15 protein-coding genes are annotated in these 15,584 nt (G+C 61.3%); 4 read left to right on the forward strand and 11 right to left on the reverse strand.

All coding sequences use genetic code 11. The features are described from left to right. Window positions 1-53: 53 nt before the first annotated feature. The 5 genes from G485_RS0122135 to G485_RS27790 all read right to left on the reverse strand — a co-directional run bounded on the left by G485_RS0122135 (window position 54) and on the right by G485_RS27790 (window position 5,423). Window positions 54-1,121 carry an L-threonylcarbamoyladenylate synthase gene (locus tag G485_RS0122135; RefSeq protein WP_027094332.1) on the reverse strand — a complete coding sequence of 356 codons (1,068 nt, stop codon included), beginning with the start codon at window positions 1,119-1,121 and terminating at the stop codon, window positions 54-56. A gap of 64 nt (window positions 1,122-1,185) precedes the next feature. Continuing rightward, window positions 1,186-1,917 (reverse strand): stage II sporulation protein R, encoded by a 732-nt coding sequence (gene spoIIR, locus G485_RS0122140; protein WP_027094333.1) that lies wholly within the window; start codon window positions 1,915-1,917, stop codon window positions 1,186-1,188. Window positions 1,918-2,296: 379 nt separating this feature from the next. Further along, window positions 2,297-3,217, reverse strand: a complete 921-nt coding sequence (gene prmC, locus G485_RS0122145) for a peptide chain release factor N(5)-glutamine methyltransferase (protein ID WP_027094334.1) — start codon at window positions 3,215-3,217, stop codon at window positions 2,297-2,299. 145 nt (window positions 3,218-3,362) lie between these two features. Next, window positions 3,363-4,436, reverse strand: a complete 1,074-nt coding sequence (gene prfA / locus G485_RS0122150; RefSeq protein WP_027094335.1) for a peptide chain release factor 1 — start codon at window positions 4,434-4,436, stop codon at window positions 3,363-3,365. A 93-nt stretch (window positions 4,437-4,529) separates the two neighbouring features. Beyond that, the gene (locus G485_RS27790; RefSeq protein ID WP_338027785.1) at window positions 4,530-5,423 is read right to left on the reverse strand and encodes a DMT family transporter; all 894 of its coding nucleotides are present in this window, start codon (window positions 5,421-5,423) and stop codon (window positions 4,530-4,532) included. A 141-nt stretch (window positions 5,424-5,564) separates the two neighbouring features. Here G485_RS27790 and G485_RS0122160 point away from each other — a divergent pair, with 141 nt between their 5' ends. Next, window positions 5,565-6,434 carry a LysR substrate-binding domain-containing protein gene (locus G485_RS0122160; protein ID WP_027094336.1) on the forward strand — a complete coding sequence of 290 codons (870 nt, stop codon included), beginning with the start codon at window positions 5,565-5,567 and terminating at the stop codon, window positions 6,432-6,434. Between the two features lie 359 nt (window positions 6,435-6,793). On the opposite strand, the gene G485_RS27795 is transcribed toward G485_RS0122160, so the two are convergent. Next, entirely contained in the window at window positions 6,794-8,806 is a 2,013-nt protein-coding gene (locus G485_RS27795; RefSeq protein WP_051318488.1) for a YhgE/Pip family protein, read from the reverse strand. Window positions 8,807-9,008: 202 nt separating this feature from the next. On the opposite strand from G485_RS27795, the gene G485_RS0122170 reads away from it, so the two are divergent. Continuing rightward, on the forward strand, window positions 9,009-9,464 hold the full coding sequence (locus G485_RS0122170; protein WP_027094337.1) for a MarR family winged helix-turn-helix transcriptional regulator: 456 nt from the start codon (window positions 9,009-9,011) through the stop codon (window positions 9,462-9,464). Between the two features lie 129 nt (window positions 9,465-9,593). On the opposite strand, the gene ychF is transcribed toward G485_RS0122170, so the two are convergent. The 3 genes from ychF to G485_RS0122185 all read right to left on the reverse strand — a co-directional run bounded on the left by ychF (window position 9,594) and on the right by G485_RS0122185 (window position 12,273). Next, window positions 9,594-10,694 (reverse strand): redox-regulated ATPase YchF, encoded by a 1,101-nt coding sequence (gene ychF / locus G485_RS0122175; RefSeq protein ID WP_027094338.1) that lies wholly within the window; start codon window positions 10,692-10,694, stop codon window positions 9,594-9,596. A gap of 18 nt (window positions 10,695-10,712) precedes the next feature. Next, window positions 10,713-10,943, reverse strand: coding sequence for a hypothetical protein (locus G485_RS0122180; RefSeq protein ID WP_027094339.1), 231 nt, complete (start codon window positions 10,941-10,943; stop codon window positions 10,713-10,715). Between the two features lie 85 nt (window positions 10,944-11,028). Beyond that, window positions 11,029-12,273 carry a molybdopterin-dependent oxidoreductase gene (locus G485_RS0122185; RefSeq protein WP_027094340.1) on the reverse strand — a complete coding sequence of 415 codons (1,245 nt, stop codon included), beginning with the start codon at window positions 12,271-12,273 and terminating at the stop codon, window positions 11,029-11,031. Between the two features lie 198 nt (window positions 12,274-12,471). On the opposite strand from G485_RS0122185, the gene G485_RS27800 reads away from it, so the two are divergent. After that, window positions 12,472-13,218, forward strand: coding sequence for a hypothetical protein (locus tag G485_RS27800; RefSeq protein WP_051318489.1), 747 nt, complete (start codon window positions 12,472-12,474; stop codon window positions 13,216-13,218). Window positions 13,219-13,308: 90 nt separating this feature from the next. Here G485_RS27800 and G485_RS0122195 read toward each other — a convergent pair whose 3' ends face one another. Then, window positions 13,309-13,929 carry an HD-GYP domain-containing protein gene (locus tag G485_RS0122195; protein ID WP_240489244.1) on the reverse strand — a complete coding sequence of 207 codons (621 nt, stop codon included), beginning with the start codon at window positions 13,927-13,929 and terminating at the stop codon, window positions 13,309-13,311. A gap of 231 nt (window positions 13,930-14,160) precedes the next feature. On the opposite strand from G485_RS0122195, the gene G485_RS0122200 reads away from it, so the two are divergent. Continuing rightward, a complete protein-coding gene (locus tag G485_RS0122200; protein WP_027094342.1) occupies window positions 14,161-15,123 on the forward strand; it encodes a tyrosine-type recombinase/integrase in 963 nt (320 codons plus the stop codon). Between the two features lie 173 nt (window positions 15,124-15,296). Here G485_RS0122200 and G485_RS27805 read toward each other — a convergent pair. Further along, on the reverse strand, window positions 15,297-15,584 hold a 288-nt coding region (locus G485_RS27805; RefSeq protein WP_156922089.1), incomplete at its 5' end, for a transposase.

Here is a 15,584-nt window from a genome sequence, read left to right on the forward strand (position 1 = left end):
GAACATGTCCCCGGGGGGACGGGGGCGTTCGCAGGGAGCGGAGGACGGCGGGATCAAACGGCGATGACGCGGCCGCCCGAAGCTTTGCGCATCCGGTTCATTAGCGCGGCGCCGATGCCGTCCTCGGGGTAGCCTTCCGCGAGGATGAACTCGATGCCGCGCTCGTCGCATTCGCGAAGCGCGGCGTACAGCGCCTGCGCCGCGCGTTCCGGCTTCGCGCGCGGGCCGAGCCCGAGCACCGCGTCCGCGCGGTAGGCGCCGGCATGCTCGTCGCAAGCGAGGATGCCGACGCGGCGGCCGCGGGCGCGCTCGGTGTCAGCGGCTTGCTGCAGCGCCTCGCGCAGGCGGCCGGGATCGGAAGCGGTCACGATCGCCATGTCGCCCTTCGGGGCGTAGTGCGTGTACTTGACGCCGGGGGAACGCGGCGCTTCAGGGGCCGCTTCGCCCTCCTTCGCGGCCGCCGGCTCCGCCTTCACGACGCCGTCTTCGCCTGCGGCTTCCCGGAGCTGCTCCGCCGTCGCCCCGCCGGGGCGCAGCACGTGAATCTCGCCGCCCAGCACCCGAACAACCGTCGACTCCACGCCGATTCCCGTCGGTCCTCCGTCCAGCACCCCGTCGATGCGCCCGGCCAGATCTTCGAGCACATGGGCGGCGCGCGTCGGACTCGGCCTCCCGGAGCGGTTCGCGCTCGGCGCCGCGACGGGGCATCCGGAGGCGGCGATCAGCCGCCTCGCCAGTTCGTGCGCGGGCACGCGCACCGCGACGGTGTCGAGCCCGGCCGTCACGCGCTCCGACACCGCGCCCGCGCGCACCGGCAGCACGAGCGTCAGCGGGCCCGGCCAGAACCGCTCCATCAGCTTCCGCTCCAGCGGGCTGATGGAGGAAGCCAAGGCGGCCGCTTCCTCCGCGCTCGCCAGATGCACGATGAGCGGGTTGTCGGAAGGCCGCCCCTTCGCCGCGAAAATGCGCGCCACCGCATCCGCGTTCCTCGCGTCGCCGCCGAGCCCGTACACCGTCTCGGTCGGAAACGCGACGACGCCGCCAGCGGCGAGCGCCGCGGCGGCTTCGCGCACGCCTTCGTCCGTTCGCTCCGGCGGCCAGTATGATGTATGCAAAGTCATCATGCAGTCCTTCCTTATATTAACCTTTAATGCCGTCTATTATAGCACACGGGTCCAAATCTCCTTAAGAGAACAAGGAGCCGAGCCATGCGAACAATTTCTCGATCAGAATCCAGAGGAAGAATGCCGTCTTCGGCTTATCGCTCTCGCCGGCGTCGTTGCGGTTCGCGCCGGCTGCCGCCTCCGCTTGGACTTTGGCTTCGCCGCTCGTCTTGGCGATCTTGGCGGGCTTCTCGCCGCTCGTCGCAGCCGAGGCTGCCTTCGCATCGGCGGCGGGGGCCGGGTCGTCCTTCGCCGTGGCGGACGTCAGGCACAGCGGCGGGAAGAGCACGCACCACCAGTTGGCTCCCGTACCTTGGCCGAGGGTGATTCTGAGGGCTTCATACTCTCCGGCGGGGTAGTCGGTCCCCTCGAACGTTTTGTCCGGAAACGGCACTTTGGCCAATTCGACGGTCGCGCCGTAGCCGGCGCCTGTCTCTTCCAGCGCGCGATCGGCGGTTTTCTGCACGTCCGCCAGATGCGAGCGGATCAGGCTTCTGGCGGCGTCGATCGTGGAAGGCATCGGGCCCCACGATTCGATCAGGGCGGAGACGCGGTCGCGGACCGCCCGTTTGACAGCTTGGTCTTCCTCGCTGTCCGATTGCGCGATAATGCGAATCCGGATCGCTTCGTCCGGAATAAGCCGGGTTTGCGCGGCGCCGGCTTGCGGCTTCGCGGCGGAGGCATGGACGGCTGCGGCCGTCCCGACGATCGACAACACGATAATAAGAATAATGGCAGGGCCAAGACCACGCATCGTACTCGCTCCTTGTGAGCGCCCGTCGGCGCCGTGCGATGCGTTCCGGAACGTCTTAGCCCTAGTATGTCCCTCCGGCGAATCTCTAAACCTGCGAAATCGGATTTAATAGATTAGGCCGTTTGTGCCTTGCCTTGTTGCGGCTTCACGCGGCGGGCCGTGGCTCTACAAGGCCCTTTTTTGGCCTTGTTGTGGCTCCACGCGGCGGGCCGTGGCTCAACAAGGCCTTTTTTGGGCCTTGTTGCGGCTCCGCGCGGCGGGCCGTGGCGCAACAAGGCCCTTTTTCGGCCTTGTTGCGGCTGAATGCGGCAGTACCTCAAGCTTTCGTAGCAAAAAGCCCGCGACGCTCGCGGGCTTCTCCGGGCGCTGCTCCGCCCTCCTATCCTTTTCTTTCGGCCAGAACGTGCCGGTCGATGCCGGCGTAGTCCTTCACGAACCAGATGCGCTCCCACTCGGCGGCGCGGCGCAGCAGCTCCGCCGCATCCTCCGCCTGCCCGGCCCCGACCTCCCAGGCGACCAGCCGCGGCAGCCGCGGCAACAGCCGCATGCGGTCCGCCATGCGGCGGTACGGCGCCAGGCCGTCCGGGCCGCCGTCGAGCGCCAGCCGCGGCTCGAACTCGCGCACTTCGCGCTGAAGGCCGGGCAAGTCGGCGGACGGGATATACGGCGGATTGGACACGAGAATGTCCGCCGCCAGCCCGTCCGCCCCCGCACCGCCCGCAGCCGCCGCAATAAACGGCTCCAGCAGATCCCCCCGAACGAACGTCACCCGTTCGGCGACCCCATTGGCGCGGGCGTTGCCCCGCGCCACCTCCAGCGCGTCCGGCGACAGATCGGACGCGACGACGCGCCACGCCGGCCGCTCGGCGGCCAGCGTGACGGCCAGCGCGCCGCTGCCCGTGCCGACGTCGAGCGCGGTCAGCGCCCCGCCGCCGCCCCATCCGGCGGCGGCTTCCAGCACCGCTTCCGCGAGCAGCTCCGTCTCCGGGCGCGGGATAAGAACGGCGGGCGTCACCGCGAACCAACGCCCGCAGAAAGCCTGCCGCCCGACGATGTACTGGACTGGCTCGCCCGCCGCTTTGCGTTCGAGCAGCCGCTCCCACTCGTCCGCGCGCGCCTCGGGGAACGGCTCGCGCAGATCGCGCAGCAGCTCGGCCTTGCTAATGCCGAGCAGATGCAGCAGCAGCAGCTCCGCATTGGCTTCGCACTCCTCGACGCCGGCCGCCCGCAGCCGCGCCGCCCCCTTGCGCCACGCCTCGCCCAGCGTCTGCGCGCTTCCTTTTCCACCGGCTCCGAACATTTCCTCCGTACGGCGTTCCCCCGCTCCGTCCATCGCCCGACCTCCCCTTCCGATCAAACGGCGGCCATCCCTTCCTCCGAAGGGTTGACCGCCGTTCGCCGATCTATTCCCGTTGCCCAAATCCCGCGGCACTTCTGACGCCCGCTTACGCCATGCCTTCGCGCGCCAACAGCTCCGTCTGTTCCGCGAGCGTCAGCGCCTCCACGATCTCGTTCATGTCGCCGTTCAGCACGGCGTCCAGCTTGTGAAGCGTCAAGCCGATGCGATGGTCGGTCACCCGGCTCTGCGGGAAGTTGTACGTGCGGATCCGCTCGCTGCGGTCGCCCGTTCCGACCTTCTCCTTGCGCTCGCCGGCGTACTTCGCTTCTTCCTCCCGAATCTTCATGTCCAGGATGCGCGCCCGCAGCACCTGCAGCGCCTTCGCCTTGTTGTCGTTCTGCGATTTGCCGTCCTGGCAGGTGGCGACGATGCCGGTCGGAATATGCGTCACGCGAACCGCCGACTTGGTCGTGTTGACCGACTGCCCGCCCGCTCCGCTGGAGCAGAACGTGTCGACGCGGATGTCTTTGTCCAGAATCTCGACGTCGATCTCTTCCGCTTCCGGCATGACGACGACCGTCGACGTCGACGTATGGATGCGTCCGCCCGACTCCGTCTCCGGAACGCGCTGCACGCGGTGGGCGCCGCTCTCGAACTTCATCTTGCTGTAGGCGCCCTGGCCGCTGATGGAGAAAATCACTTCCTTGAAGCCCCCAAGGTCGCTTACATTCGCTTCAAGCAGCTCCGTCCGCCAGCCCTGGCTGTCCGCGTATTTGGCGTACATCCGGTACAGATCCGCCGCGAATAGGTTCGCTTCCTCGCCGCCGGCGGCCCCGCGAATTTCAACAATGACGTTCTTGTTGTCGTTCGGGTCCTTCGGCAGCAGCAGAATGCGCACCCGCTCCTCCAACTGCGCCTGGCGCTCGGTCAGCTCTTCGATCTCCATTTTGACCATATCGCGCATCTCGTCGTCGAGCTTCTCTTCCAGCATCGCTTTGGCGCTTGCCAGCTGCTCCACGACCGATTTATATTCCAAGTATGCCTGATAGGCTTCGTTCAGATCCGATTGCTCCTTGGCGTACGTGCGAAGCCGGTTGGTATCGTTCACGACGTCCGGGTCGCACAGCAGCTCGCTGAGCTTCTCATATCGGTCCGCCAACGCTTGAAGACGGTCCAGCACGTTCACTCAACCTCCTAAAAGTCTCGCGGAGTCGGGTCTTCGCCGGCTTCCGCTGCGTCCGGGAATCTCCTCCCTGTCTAAAATCATATTATATCACACTCCAGCAACCTTTGCGGCCCTTCCGCCGCTGCCCGGCGGGCTCCCGATTGCCAGTTGACCAGAAAAATGCCGGCGCAGATGAGCGCTCCCCCCCGCACCTGCATACCAATGAAGCCGTTCGCCGAGGAGCGCCCAGCCTCCGATCACGCCGAAGAAGGGCGCCAGAAACAGAAACGCGCTGGTGCGGGCGGGATCGCTGTTCTGCAGCAGGTAAAACCATACCGAGAACTGCACGATTGAGTTCATGAACACGAGCCACAGCAGCACGCCGACGGTCGTTCCATTGATCGTCAGGTGCGGATGCTCCGTGAGCGCGCTCAGCAGGAAAAGAGCGAGAGCCCCGAAAATCATCTGGTAAGCCGTCATGACATAGTTGTCGAAGCCGGGCCCCCATGACTTGATGAGCAGAGACGAGGTGGCGAAAAACAAGGCGCCCAGCAAGCCGATAAACGTTCCCGGCTGAACGTGGAAATGCGTGCCGAACGTCACGGCGACGCCGAGCAGACCGACGATGACGCCCGCCCATTGTCTCCCTTTGTACCGCGCCCCGGTAAAAATCGTGCTCAGAACGATAACCAGAAGCGGGTTGACGAACGTCAGGATGGCGGATTCCCCCGAGGTGATCCAATGCATGCTGTAGTAGGCGCAGCCCATGACGCCCGCAGAATTGCACACGCCGATGAGAACGAGCCGCCCCCACTGCCTGAACCCTTGCGGCTGACGCCTGCGAGCCGTGAAGAGGGCCATGACGGCCCCCGCAATTGCGAAGCGGGCTCCCATCAGCAGGAAGGGACTCGTGTAATCCAAGCCGATGCGGCCGATCGGGAAAGCCAGCCCGCTGAGCAAAGTAGTAATCAGAATAAGGGCGGCATAGACCGTTCGATTCATTTTGGAACGCCTCCAATGCTAGAAGATGATTGTTATTGTACTTCCGTATTGGTTTCAGATAAAATAATTAGTATCAATACCAGCCATCATTCCAATCGATATCAGGATCCGCCCCTACAAGGGCCTACTGGAGGGATCGCGTTGGAAAGCGGAGATTTGCGGGTGTTCCTGGCCGTCGCGAACGAGGGCTCGATTACGAAAGCCGCGGCGAAGCTCAATTACGTTCAGTCCAACGTCACGTCGCGCATCCAGCAGTTGGAGACGGATTTGCAGACCGTTCTGTTCCACCGGCATAACCGCGGCATGACGCTGACATCCAGCGGCAAGTCGCTGCTCGAATATGCCAATAAAATTCTGGGGCTGCTGGAGGAGGCCTCCAAGGCCGTCACTTCTTCGACGGAACCGCGCGGCACGCTGGCCATCGGTTCGACGCAGACGTGCGCCGCGGTACGGCTGCCGAAATTGCTGGCGAACTATCATCGCTCGTATCCGGAAGTGGAGATTACGCTGACGACCGATTACGGCGAGTCCATGGCCGACCGGATTTTGCGCTACGAGCTGGACGGGGCGTTCCTGTCCGGCCCGGTCGAGCACGATGAACTTGTATCCGTGCCGGCGTTCGAAGAGGAATTGGTTATGGTCTCCGAAGCGAGCATGGCCGACCTGACCGAGGCGGCGAACAAGCCCGTGCTCGTTTTTGCGGGCAGGTGCTACTACCGGACGGTTATGGACAAATGGTTGAAGGAAAATACGTGGAAAAAGCCGCTTCTCATGGAATTCGGCACGCTGGAAGCGATCATGGGCGGCGTGGCCGCGGGCTTGGGCATTTCGCTGCTGTCCCGTGCGGTTGCAGCCAAGAAGGTGGAAGAAGGACTGCTGCGCATCCACGAACTTCCGGCAAGCGAACGATTGATGCGGACGAACTTCGTGATGCGAAAGAACGCCTTCGTCAGCCGCCCGCTTCAATTGTTGCTGGACGAACTGAAGAAGACGCAGACTTTGTTGGTGTAAAAAAGAAGCCCGCTTTTTCTCATGCGCTGGAGAACGACGGCTTCTTTGCGTTGGGACGCACAGCACGCTGTCAAGAATCTCATGCCGACCGGCTATCCCCGCGACTCAGGGGTTGTGCTTATCCCAATATTTCAGGAGATCCTATTTCGCTCATTCGTCCCCTTTGTGATCATCGGTGTCAGGTGAAAATGGCAGGTGGAGGTGGAGATGTAGGTGGAGTCCGGTTTAGCAAACAGGCGAACGGTTAGCGCTGCGAGAATGAAGGGCGTGCTATAGATGAGAAAAAAGCTTGCCCCGAACCGCTATAGGCCGGGGCAAGCCATTTGCCGGGAAGGAGGCGGCGCACCGCCCCCTGCCGCTTAATGCGCTCCGGCGGAATGCGCATAAAGCTTGCCGGACTTGGACTGCATGAGGATGCGCACGAGCAGCACAAGCGCGAAACCCACCAGATAGGACAGCAGGATGCCGATCTCCTTCCGGTACAGGCTCCAGTCGCCGGTCGAGATGACGGCGTGAAAGCCGCGGAGGGCGTAGGTCATCGGCAGGCATTTTCCGACTGCCTGAATCCAATCGGGCGCCAGCTCGAACGGGAACGTGCCTCCGCTGGATGCCAGCTGCGTAACGACCATGAAGACGCCCAGCAGCTTGCCGAACGTGCCAAGCAGGGCGACCAGCATCATGATCAGCGTCAGGAACACCAGCGAGACGACCAGGCTGAACAGCAGCATGAGCGGAATATTCACCGGCCGGATCCCGAACGCGAACAGAAGCAAGAGATTGACGATGACCGTCTGGACGAGGCCGATGCAATAGAACAGGCCAAGCTTGCTCAACGTAAATCGCCAGCCGTCCACCTGCGGGCTCCCCGGAAGTTTGAACGGAATGATGTTAAAGGCCATGAGGCTGCCGACCAGCAGGCCGAGCGCCAGGAAGTAAGGCGCGGAGCCCGTGCCGTAATTCGGCACCTCGTTCAATTGCTGCTCGACGAGCTGCACCGGCTGCGCGTACATATCCAGCATCTGCTCGCTCATGTTCGCATTTGCCGCTTGAGCGGCGGCGTCCGTCAGCTTGTCGCTCAGCTCCTTCGATCCGTTGACCAGACTCACAAACCCTTGCGCCAGCTGCTCCGCCCCGGCATTGAGCCGGCTGGAGCCGTCGGCCAACGAATGAAGGCCCGCGCTGAACCGGCTGAAGCCCCCGTTCCAAGCGTTCAATCCGCCGGCAAAGTCGGTCATGCCGGCCGACAGCTTCGCCCCGCTTGCAGCGCTTGCGGCGAGACCTGCCGATGCGGATTTCAAGCCCTCGGTCAGCTTCGCGTGGCCGGCGCTCAAGCTGCTAGCCGTCTCGGCCAGTCGGCTCTCCGTCTCTTTAAGCGCTCCGTTGTCCGCGGCAAGCTGCCCGCTCGTCTTCACGATGGTGGCCAGCTGTTCGTCCGACGCCAGATCGGGATGCGCCTGAACGAACTGCTTCAGCTCTTCCTCCAGGCGTTCCGCTTCGTCCGAAGCGCCGGCCGCACTCTTCTGTCCGTCGCCCAGCCCGGCCGCAAGCTTTGTCATTGCCGCGTCCAGGCCGGCGCTGCTTTGGACCAAAGCGGATTGCGCGCCGCTCAGCTTTTTCAAGCCGCTCGCCAGCGCAGCCGTTCCTTGCTTCAACTGCCCGGCGCTTTCGTTCAGCGACTTCATGCCGCCGGTCAGCGGCGACAGGCCGTCCTCCAGCTTGTAGGCGCCGGCCTTCAGCGTTCCGATGCCTTCCTGCAGCTTGTCGGCTCCGACCTTGGCGCTCGCCGCGCCTTGGGACAGCTTGGAAGCCCCGTCGCCGGCCTGCGCGAAGCCGTCCGACAACTTCTTTATGCTGTTCATAATCGTCGTCGTATACGTTTTGATCACATTCTGGCTTACTTTTTCTTTAAGCTCTTTGACGGCGCTGGAGCCGATTTGACCGGATACGTAGTTGTTGCCCGGATTGGTCCGGTAAATGAGCTGCGCCGGTTCGGGATGGTCGCCGTTCAGCGACGCAATGCTGGCCGAGAAGTTCTCCGGAATGACGATGCTCAAATAGTACCGTCCCGATCTTAGCCCGTCTTCCGCTTCCTCGCTGCCGACGAAGCGGTAATCGAGGCTGTCGCTTTTTTTCATCTCGTCGACCATCTCTTGGCCGATTCGAAGCGGCTGGCCGTCTACGCTGGCGCCTTGGTCCAAATTGACGACCGCAACGGGCAGCTTGTCGAGCTTGGCGTACGGATTCCAATAGCCCGACAGGAACATTCCCGCGTAGAGCACGGGAATAATCAGCAAAATGACCACTGCAAGGCGCAACTGCTTGTGGCCCAATATCACTTTCCAATCGTGCAAAAACAAGCTTTTCTTATGCACGTGACGTAACTCCCCCTTGGGTGCGAAGCTTAAGCTTGGCGTTGCCCGCAATATATTGTACGATGCAACTTTTACATTGTATGATACAACCTTTTTGCCGTCAACAGAGAAAAATCGACAAGGAAGGGTTCCGCTTGCAACGCCCAATCCGGGGACGGTAAGCTTAGGGAAGCACGTTCTCATGGGGAAAGGAAGGGTTCGGTTGGAAAACGGCAAAGGGTTGTTCGACGTGATCGAACTGGAGATCGCCGTATTCATGCGACGGGCGGAAGCCGTCCGCCTGGCCCGATTGAACGGGCGGGACCTGGACAGGTCCGCCTATTTGCTGCTCCGGTATTTGGAGCGGAACGGGCCGGTCGGCATCAAGTATCTCGCCGACGACTTACAGCTCGACATCTCCACCGCAAGCAGGCAGATTGCGGCGCTTGAAGCGAAGGGGCTCGTCGAGCGGACGACCGATCCTCAAGACGCACGGATCAGCATGCTGCGCATCGCAGACGAAGTGCCCGCGCTGCTGGCGGAAGTCCGGCGCAATCGCGAGCAGTTTTACGCCGAACTGCTGAAGGAATGGCCGGAGGAAGACTGCAGGGCGTTCGGGGAACTGCTCCGCAAGTTCAACCGAACCGCCGAGCAGTATCAGAAGAAGCGCGGCAAATAGACGATAACGAAAAAAGAGCCCGCCCCAAAACAGAAACGGGATCAAAATGAAGGGGGCTATCCCTCAAGTCATTTTCCATGACTTATGGGACAGCCCACTGTCAGTTGGCGATAAACGATCGATATGAGATTAAACGTTGAAGCGGAAATGCATGACGTCGCCGTCGGCGACGACGTAGTCTTTGCCTTCCAGGCGAAGCAGCCCCTTCTCGCGGGCGGCCGCCATGGAGCCGGAGGCGATCAGGTCTTCGTAGGAGACGACTTCCGCGCGGATGAAGCCGCGCTCGAAGTCGCTGTGGATGACGCCGGCCGCTTGCGGGGCCTTCGTGCCTTTGCGGATCGTCCAGGCGCGGACTTCCTGCACGCCCGCCGTGAAATACGTGTACAATCCCAACAGCTTGTAAGCCGCGCGGATGAGACGGTTCAGGCCGGATTCGGCAAGGCCGAGCTCCTCGAGGAACATCGCCTTGTCCTCGCCTTCCAGCTCGGCGATCTCGGATTCCACCTTCGCGCTGATCGGCACGACTTCGGAGCCTTCCGCCGCCGCAAACTCGCGAACCTTCTCGACGTACGGATTGGCGTCGGCGTTCCCCGCTTCGCTCTCATGGACGTTCGCCGCATAGAGCACGGGCTTGATCGTCAGCAGATGCAGATCGCGAACGAGCAGCTTCTCTTCGTCGCTGAGCTCGACGCTGCGGGCCGGCTTCTCCGCCGTGAGCGCGGCGTGGATCCGCTCCAGCACCTCGAGCTCCTGCGCGTACTTCTTGTCGCCGCCCTTCATATTCTTGCGGGTCCGTTCCATGCGCTTCTCTACCGTATCGATGTCGGCCAGAATCAACTCGAGGTTGATGACCTCGATGTCGCCGATCGGATCGATTTTGCCGGACACGTGGGTAATGTTCTCGTCGACGAAGCAGCGTACGACGTGCACGATGGCGTCGACTTCGCGAATGTTGGCCAGAAACTTGTTGCCGAGCCCTTCGCCGCGGCTGGCGCCCTTCACCAGGCCGGCGATGTCGACGAATTCGAAAGCGGTCGGCACGATCCGGTTCGGCGTGACGATGTCCGCAAGCTTCTGAAGCCGTTCGTCCGGCACTTCGACGACGCCGACGTTCGGGTCGATCGTGCAGAACGGATAGTTGGCCGATTCCGCGCCGGCTTGCGTAATGGCGTTAAATAACGTCGACTTGCCGACGTTCGGCAACCCGACGATACCACAGGACAGTGGCATGCGCTAACACTCCTGACTTCAGGCGAACGCGGACGGCAGCGTGCCGTTCGCGTTCGCCTGTCTGTTCGATTCTTTGGTCATTATACCGGAATGTTCGCGGCCGCGTCTACTCGTTCCCGAGCGCGCCCAACGACGGCGCCGGACGGCGGCCGATTGCCGTCGCCGCGGCGGATAACGAAGGGCGGACGGGAGAACAATGACTTCGACGACGAAGATGCGCGTCCGCAACCAGGATATGGCCTTCGTCACGCGGATAACGGCACTCCCGCCGTTATTCGCACGGGTCGCGCCTCGCTGGGCAGCCTTGAACACGGCTGTACCCAACCGGATCTTCTCAAACCCATGCGTCGTTGTCGTACCCCCGCAGCTCCCAATAACCGGTGTGCGGTTCTCGAATAAGCTCGATCCGCTGGAGCCACTTCACCGATTTATAAGCGTACATCTGCGGAACGATGAGCCGAACCGGTCCTCCGTAATCCCGGTGAATCGGCTTGCCGTCGTGCAGCACGGCGACCAGGACGTCGTCCATCGCCGCCTGCTCCATGGAGAGGGCGTCGGTGTACTCGCCGTCTCCGGAATAAAACTTGACGTACTTCGCCTCCGGCTTCGCCCCGGCTTGCGCCAGCAGCTCGGACAACCGCACGCCTTCCCACGTGTTTTTGTAAACCGACCAGCCCGTCACGCAATGAAAATCGCTCACCTGCACGGCACGCTTCAGCTTCAGGAACTGCTCCCAGCCGAGTCGCATCGGCCGCTCCACCAGGCCGTCCACCGTAAATGTCCAATCGGCCGAATCGAAGGTCGGAAGCGGCGTTACCGTGTAAATGCGGAACCGCCCTTGGGCGCCTCCGCCGATCACGTTCGTCGAATCCGGCAGCGGGTCCGGCGCAGGCAGCATCCGGTTCGGATCGGCGCCGTCGGTCATGCCTCCGGGAACGGCGGCGACGCCCGACGCCTTGCCTGCCCAACGGATAAAGGACGGGCCGACAGCCGCGGTTATGGCGATCCCGACCGACCAGCGGACGAATTGGCGCCGGGTCATCCACGGCTGGGGAACGCCAGCCGGGTGAAGTCCGCCGGGCTCGGTTCCGCGAACCGATTCGTCGACATCCGGGCGTACGGCCCGCCGCTCGGGCTTTTTCAGCCAACGCAAGCGGGTAATCGAGTGATATGCCGCATAAGGCAGACCGATCCAGGTCGACAAATCGTGAACGAGCAGCGCGTAATTGGCCCAGTGCGGCGGGAAAAGACGGATTTGCCAGAGGACGATGCCCGACAGCAGCCAGCCGGCCAGCAACGCGACGACGAATGCGAGATTGCCCTTCTGCCGGGGACGGTTGCGAAGCTGCTTCAGATGTCTCTTCGCGAGGGGGGCGTACAGCGCCAGCAGGACGGCCGTCACGAGTCCGATATAAATGTGAAGCTGCTTCACCCACACGCGTCCTTCTCCGAGCCAGCCGCGAGCCGCGCCCCAGGACAGAATCAATCCGCTGGCGGCCAGCGCGACGATCAGCCACGCGTTCCAACGATGAAGCTCCGCAAGCTGCTTGCCGATGCCCCGCTTCTTGCCTCCGCTCATTCCTTCTCCCTCCCCGATTGTCCGCTGTCCGACCCTTCCGTCCGATGCGCCTCTTTTGCTCAAATTATAGCACGCCGCCATGTACGGAAGATGAACGCGAAGGGGGAACAAGAAATATATTTCCAGCGTCCGCACAGCGGAACATCTTGCCATCTTCTGCGTCTAATCTTTACCGCGAAAACATAGGAGGAATGAATGATGATGCGCAGATTGCTCCCGCTGCTCGCAGCGGTCCTTCTTGCGCTTCAGTTGGCCGGCTGCGGCGCCGGCGGTTCCGCGAACGACTCCGGTGCCGTCGATGTTCCGTCCGCCAATGCAGAAGCAACACCCGCAGCGTCTCCTAACGCTTCACAAGGCATCTCCGATCCGGCGTCTTCGCCTGCGGGCGGCACTTCCGATTCCGGGACGTCCTCGTCCGCGAAGTCTTCCTTGAAGCCGGCCGACCCGAACGCCGCGCTGCTGAACGCGGCCAAAGAAGTGATGGGCGCGCTTCGCGACCGGGATTTGAAGCGCCTGGAATCGTGGATCGATACCGACAAGGGCGTTCGGTTCTCGCCCTATGCGCACATGGACGCGAAGAACGATCTTGTGTTCAAAGCCGGCCAACTGCCCTCGTTCAAGGACACCGGCAAGCGGACCTGGGGCGTCTTCGACGGTTCGGGAGAGCCGATCGACCTGTCGTTTCGCGATTACTTCGAGAAGTTCGTTTACGACCAGGACTTCGCCGACGCGCCCAAGGTGACGGCAAACAAGCTGCTCGGCCAAGGCAACACCCCGTACAACGGACAAGAAATATACCCCGGCTCCTCGTTCGTGGAATTCCACTTCCCCGGCTTTGACAGCAAGCTGGAAGGCCAGGACTGGGAGAGCCTTATCTTGACTTTCGTCCCTTCCGGCAGCGACTGGCGGCTGTGCGCTGTCACGCATGCCCAGCGGACGATCTGAACATGGAAGAAGGGACTGCCCCGAAGTCCGGCACGGACTTGCGGGACAGCCCCTGAACGCGGCGCCATCGCGGCCCGGCCGCTGCCGCGGCTACTCGTATAAGTAAGCCTCGCGATCCATGAGAGAAAGAAACTGCCGGACGATCTGCTCGTCGAATTGCGTACCGCTGTGGCGGATCAGCTCTTGCTTGGCATCTTCATATGTAAGGCGTGTGCGGTACGACCGCGCAGTCACCATGGAGTCGAACGCGTCGATAACGGTGCAGATGCGAGCCAGGTACGGAATTTGCCGGCCCTTCAGACCGTACGGATAACCCCCGCCGTCCCAACGCTCGTGGTGGTGCTTGACGATGTCGATCGACGCCGGGTCGATCCCTTTGTCCATTTCAAGAATTTCAGCCCCCAATTCGGGGTGCAGCTTCATCATTCTCCATTGCGCTTCCGACAACGGGCCCGCCTGATCGAGCAACCTTCGCGGCAGCAGCAGCTTTCCGAGATCGTGGAGGAAGCAGCCGTGCATGAGCCGCTTCCGCGCCTCGGTCGGCAGCTTGAGCCCTGCTCCGACCCGTTCCGCCATCAGTGCGACGCGAACGCAGTGATCGTACGTTTCCCTGCTTTTCGACTGCAAATCCCTCATCCACTTGGCCGCAGGTATGTTCCCCCACATGAAGGAACCTTGAATCCATGACAGTCCAGCGCTTGTCTTGTTCATCTCACACCTCACCGTTCGCCGAACAGAAACTCCCTCGATGCGGAATGCTCCTCTTTTGCGATTTATTGTGGCAATCGTAACGATATGCCGGTTCCATTCCGGTCTCCGGTCCCTTGCTTGCGAATCGCCGGATTGATTCTCAAGTCCCTCTTCTAGCACCGAACGTCGATAATGGAAGGCACATATCGTACAATAGTAGTTATACGACATCCGGAAAGGAGGATAGAAAGCATGTTGACAGAGGAGCCTGCAACCAGAGAGCTTAGTCTGGAAGCCTATAGTGCCGAAGACGACGACAGCCGCATTGTTCGCATGTTTCTCGCTTCCTGCAACCTCTCGGCGAATACGATCCGCAATTATTATCGCGCGATCGAGAGATTCCGAGCGTTCGTGTCCTACAAGCCTTTGGCGAAAGTGACGTGGAGAGAAATCGAAGCGTTCAAAGCCTGTCTGATCAAAGGAGGCTACAGCTACTCCACGCTTCCTCTCGCTCCCGCGAGCGTAGCCGCTTATATCGCGCCGCTGAAATCCCTTTACAAATGGGGCAGCGACGCCAACATCGGTCTGTTCCCGTACAACCCGACGACAAGCATCCGGCTTCCGCAAGTTCCGGTAACGAGCAGACGCCGTTATTTGACGAGGGGAGAAGTCGGCAAATTGCTGCAATGTCTCAAAATGCAAGGGCAGAGAAATTACTTGATCGGGCTCTCGCTTGTGCTGCTGGGCACCCGCGTGTCGGAACTGGTGGCTATCCGATTCGGGGACTTCTACCCGGATCCGGACGAGAGGGGCATTTGGCTGTCCATTAAAGGAGGAAAAGGAGGAAAAAATCGCGAGATCAAAGTTCCTTCGCAGTTATGGGAGCTGTTCGAGAGCTATGCGCATCACCTTGCCAAGGGGGGCAGCCCATCGCCGGATCTGCGCCTGTTTCCTTTGTCGACAAGGCAGATTGAGCGCATCATCAGCGATGCCGGCGAGAGAAGCGCCATTCGCAAGAAGCTGTCTCCGCACTGGCTCAGGCATACGAATGCGACGCTCGCGCTGCTGAACGGAGCTTCCCTGCAGCAAGTTCAGGAGACGCTTGGCCACTCGCACATCAATACGACGCAGAGGTACTTGCACACGGTGGAACAGTTGAACAAGACCGCCCCCGATTTCGTACAGGAGTACCTCCACGAGTATATCGTCAATTAATGCGGTTATCTGCTTGCGGACCTACAGGATGCGAAAAATTTAGGCCCTAGAGCCCAAATTTTTTCGATTAATAAACAAAATTTTGCAATTTTTGTGCAGGATCGTGACGAACGATGTCGTATAACTAGGGCTTGCTGAACAAGATCAATTTAAGCTGCTCCCAACGCATGAGCCTAGACCGTGATTTTCTTTGCGGTTTTCATGCAAAAAATCGGACGGAACGCAATGAATCTGAAAAAAGAGAAAAAAAGAACCCGCAGTCGCCGTTCCAGGTTCATAACCAGAAACTGGATAGCGATGACAGTTAAACTTGTATGAGCACCGCGGGAGCAAATTCGGCCCAAACCCAACTTGCGTTTGCCTTCGCCGAACTTTCCTTCGATCGCATTGCGCTGTGCAGCGTCTTGCTTCTCTTGCTTTCGATCATCGGCGTCACGTTGTTCTTTGGATGGCCTGCCAAG

The sequence above is a fragment of the Cohnella thermotolerans DSM 17683 genome (assembly GCF_000429825.1).
Classification (GTDB): Bacteria; Bacillota; Bacilli; order Paenibacillales; family Paenibacillaceae; genus Cohnella; species Cohnella thermotolerans.

Bases quoted from the DNA above. Each gene is read 5' to 3' on its own strand.
- G485_RS0122135 (WP_027094332.1), bottom strand. From the start codon at position 1,121: ATGACTTTGCATACATCATACTGGCCGCCGGAGCGAACGGACGAAGGC.
- spoIIR (WP_027094333.1), bottom strand. From the start codon at position 1,917: ATGCGTGGTCTTGGCCCTGCCATTATTCTTATTATCGTGTTGTCGATC.
- prmC (WP_027094334.1), bottom strand. From the start codon at position 3,217: ATGTTCGGAGCCGGTGGAAAAGGAAGCGCGCAGACGCTGGGCGAGGCG.
- G485_RS27790 (WP_338027785.1), bottom strand. From the start codon at position 5,423: ATGAATCGAACGGTCTATGCCGCCCTTATTCTGATTACTACTTTGCTC.
- ychF (WP_027094338.1), bottom strand. From the start codon at position 10,694: ATGCCACTGTCCTGTGGTATCGTCGGGTTGCCGAACGTCGGCAAGTCG.
- G485_RS0122185 (WP_027094340.1), bottom strand. From the start codon at position 12,273: ATGAGCGGAGGCAAGAAGCGGGGCATCGGCAAGCAGCTTGCGGAGCTT.
- G485_RS27800 (WP_051318489.1), top strand. From the start codon at position 12,472: ATGATGCGCAGATTGCTCCCGCTGCTCGCAGCGGTCCTTCTTGCGCTT.
- G485_RS0122195 (WP_240489244.1), bottom strand. From the start codon at position 13,929: ATGAACAAGACAAGCGCTGGACTGTCATGGATTCAAGGTTCCTTCATG.
- G485_RS0122200 (WP_027094342.1), top strand. From the start codon at position 14,161: ATGTTGACAGAGGAGCCTGCAACCAGAGAGCTTAGTCTGGAAGCCTAT.